At 47.1% G+C, this 3,544-nt stretch carries 2 protein-coding genes and 1 tRNA gene; 2 read left to right on the forward strand and 1 reads right to left on the reverse strand.

The window, feature by feature from the left end; all coding sequences use genetic code 11:
• The first annotated feature begins 252 nt into the window (after positions 1–252).
• A tRNA-Thr gene (locus QCH34_RS08985) sits at positions 253–326 on the forward strand.
• Positions 327–359: 33 nt separating this feature from the next.
• Here QCH34_RS08985 and QCH34_RS08990 read toward each other — a convergent pair.
• On the reverse strand, positions 360–815 hold the full coding sequence (locus QCH34_RS08990; protein ID WP_300333064.1) for a hypothetical protein: 456 nt from the start codon (positions 813–815) through the stop codon (positions 360–362).
• A 530-nt stretch (positions 816–1,345) separates the two neighbouring features.
• Between QCH34_RS08990 and QCH34_RS08995 the strand changes: the two genes are divergently transcribed.
• Positions 1,346–3,544, forward strand: a 2,199-nt coding sequence (locus QCH34_RS08995) for a PAS domain S-box protein (protein ID WP_300333066.1), incomplete at its 3' end; no start/stop codon positions are given.

The raw sequence follows: 3,544 nt of genomic DNA on the forward strand, positions 1-3,544 counted from the left end.
AGGCACTGTGAATGCCATGCTTGTCTTTATTCCTCCCTTAAGTCTCGGGATGCTGATCCTGGCATTTATCCTCTCCATCCTGACCTTCTCTGTCATCGGATTATACTGGTGACCTGAGGAACTGATGAGGTTTTTGAAGAGGCATTCCGAAGACCTTTTTAATGAGGCAGGCATATTATTATAAGCATTTCAGGGCGGTTGTATTCGGGGCGGTTTCTCTCCCCACAGGTGCCAGATAATGCAGTCAACAGCGCCTCAGTGGCTTAGCCCGGCATAGCGGCTGATTTGTAATCAGCAGGTCCCGTGTTCAAATCACGGCTGAGGCTTCTCATTTTTTGTTTTAGCTTCTTAAAGGAGAGTTATTTCGTTTTTCCCAGGATGGAAAAGACCTGCTTTCCGGGTGCGACTGAGTTCATAATATGGAGTGCATACGCAGCCGCCAGAAGTGAACCGAGAGTGTTTCCAAGCATATCAAAGAAAGTATCCTCTGCTCCCAGATTATAGGTTGATCCGGTCAGAGCGTCAATTGTAAGCTCACATATCTCCCATACCACACCAAAAGAGAAGACAAGAAGGATTATTCCTGCAACGATATGAAATGGTGAGAGCCGGACACCCCTCATGCCAAGGTAGAGGAGAGATGAGAAGATAACAAGGCCAAGAGCAAAGCCTGAGATGCAATGCGCCACCTTGTCGTAGTAGGGAGCATATATCCAGTAATACTGGTTTATTCCACCAGCAACATGGAAGATAAGGGCAATTGCCACTGCAAAGTGAGTTCCTGCTGGCAGCCGGATGGATAAAAGGAACTCCATGAGAGATGGGATGAATATAAGAGCCATAGAGATGATGACAACAAAGAAACGGACGGTGTCTCCATTGATAAAAGCCGACCATGCAAACCAGGTCAAGAGAGATTCGATAATGAGCAAAAAATACAGTTCAATTGATCGAAATTTCATAGGAGTATTTTAGTGTTGGTTTGAGGCTTTTAAAAAGGTGTCATCTCCCTGTTGCCGCCTCTATGATGGTAAGCGTAGGATCGGAACGCCCCCTGGCATCTTTTGAAGCAGAGATCTAAATAAGGCGATTAATAAAAGAGCCTTAATATTCAGCAAAAATGATAAAATACCTTTGGATTTGAATATGTTCACGACGAGGAGATCAATTAATCCCAGAGGGGGTACTCCTCGCCGGTATCTGTATCTGCTACAGGGGCATATAATCCTTTGCCTCTCTTATACCCTCCTAAATGCTCCTGAATGACTGCTTCGAGAGAGAAGAGGAAATATAGTTTCAAAATAACCAATACCATTATAATCAACTAAACAATCAACACTACATTATGCCCGCCCCCGGTATATCCACTCCATCCATATCAATTCTCTATGTTGATGATGAGCCTGCTCTATTGGAAATTGGCAGGATCTTCCTTGAAAAGAGCGGAGATTTTACTGTTTCAACAAGTGATCGTGCAGATCAGGCTATAGAGCTCCTTGGAAAAGAAGAATTCGATGTAATCGTTTCGGATTATCAGATGCCGGGAATGGACGGGCTTCAGTTTCTCCAGCATCTGAGGAAGAATGGGAATAAGACACCCTTCATCATCTTCACCGGAAAGGGGCGTGAAGATGTGGTGATTGAGGCACTCAACAGCGGTGCCGATTTCTATCTCCAGAAAGGAGGGGATCCGAAGTCACAGTTTGCCGAACTCTCAAATAAGATCATGTACGCTGTTGCCAGGAGAAGGAGCGAGATGAAACTCGCACATACCTTTGAACTGATGCGCTACATCATTGAGCACAATAATGCCTCCGTTGCCGTGCATGATCTGAATATGGACTATATCTTTGTCAGCCAGCGGTACCTGGAGACATATGGCATTACAAATCAGGATATTATTGGCAGAAACCATTACGACGTCTTTCCGGATTTTCCGGAGAAATTGAGGGAGATTCACCGGAAGGTACTTGCCGGGGAAGGAGTGTTCAGTGAAGACGATGATCCCTATCCACGCGAAGATGGTTCGCTCGACTGGACACGATGGGAATGCCGCCCCTGGTTTGAATCGGACGGGACAATCGGCGGGCTCATTGTCTATACCGAAATCATCACCGAGAGAAAACTCAGGGAAGAGGAGATTCTGCGAAAGAACGAGGAGCTCGCTGCAGCTGAGGAGGAGATGCGGTCACAGCTTGAAGAGCTTATCGCAACCCATGACGCCCTCGAAGAATCAAATGAATACCTAAATAGCCTGATATCATATGCAAATGCACCGATCATCGTCTGGGATCCGGAGTACACCATAACCCGCATCAACCATGCATTTGAGGAACTGACCGGAGTTTTTGAAGAAGAAATACTCGGGCAGAAGCTCCCGATCCTCTTTCCTGAAGATTCAAGAGATGAATGGATGGTTCTCATCAATAAGGCGATGGGGGGTGAGCGGCTTGAAGGTGTAGAGATCCCGATCATCCACCAGTCAGGCAGAGTCAGAAGCGTCATCTGGAACTCTGCTGCGATCATGGATTATGATGGAACAACGCTTCGATCGGTCATTGCCCAGGGTCAGGATATCACCGAACGAAAAGCTGCGGAAGAGAGCATCAGAAAATACATGCGTCGTGAAGCGGACATTATCAACTTCCTACCGGATGCCACCTTTGCAATCGATACCGATGGAGTTGTGATCGCCTGGAACAGGGCGATGGAAGAGATGAGCGGGGTTTTGGCAGAGGATATGCTTGGAAAAGGCAATTACGAGTATGCACTCCCCTTCTATCGTGAACGGCGCCCACTTCTTATCGATCTTGCTTTGAGGGATGATCCGGATGTCAAGTCCAGATACCCCTATGTCAAACGGCGTGGGGATACAGTCTTTTCCGAGATCACATTACCTCACCTTCGGGGCGGGGAGGGAGCCGCACTCTGGTTTACGGCATCACGCCTGTATGATGAAGAGGGAAATGTTGCCGGCGCCATTGAGTCAATCCGGGATATCACAGAATTAAAGAAGATTGAGGAAAAAAGCCGGGCAATTGCCGGGATGCTCGATATTGCCCCAAACTCAATTACCGTCCATGATTATGATGGACATTTCCTGTATGCCAATCAGAAGACCTTTGAAATTCATGGATATTCGAAAGAGGAGTTCTTCTCGAAAAACCTTGCAGAGATTGATGTCCCATCAAGTGCTGCACGGATTGAGGAACGGATGCAGCAGATCGCTCAGTATGGAGAAGCATCCTTTGAGGTTGAACATCTGAGAAAAGATGGATCTAGTGTTCCACTTGAGATCTTTGTCAAGCAGGTTGAGTGGGAAGGAAAACCCGCGATGCTGAGCATCGCAACCGACATCACTGAACGGAAAGCATCAGAGGCCGCACTTCGGGAGAGCGAGAGCCGCTTCCGGGAACTTGCAGAACTCCTTCCGCAGGCAGTCTATGAAACAGATCTACAAGGCACCCTTACCTATGCAAACCATATGGCATTTGAGATGTTTGGTTATACACAGGAAGATGTCGATGCAGGGTTAAACGTCCTT

It is taken from the genome of Methanocalculus sp. (assembly GCF_029762515.1).
Lineage (GTDB): Archaea > Halobacteriota > Methanomicrobia > Methanomicrobiales > Methanocorpusculaceae > Methanocalculus.

Excerpts from the sequence above, each read along its gene's own strand:
- QCH34_RS08990 (WP_300333064.1), bottom strand. The coding sequence starts at position 815 with ATGGAGTTCCTTTTATCCATCCGGCTGCCAGCAGGAACTCACTTTGCA.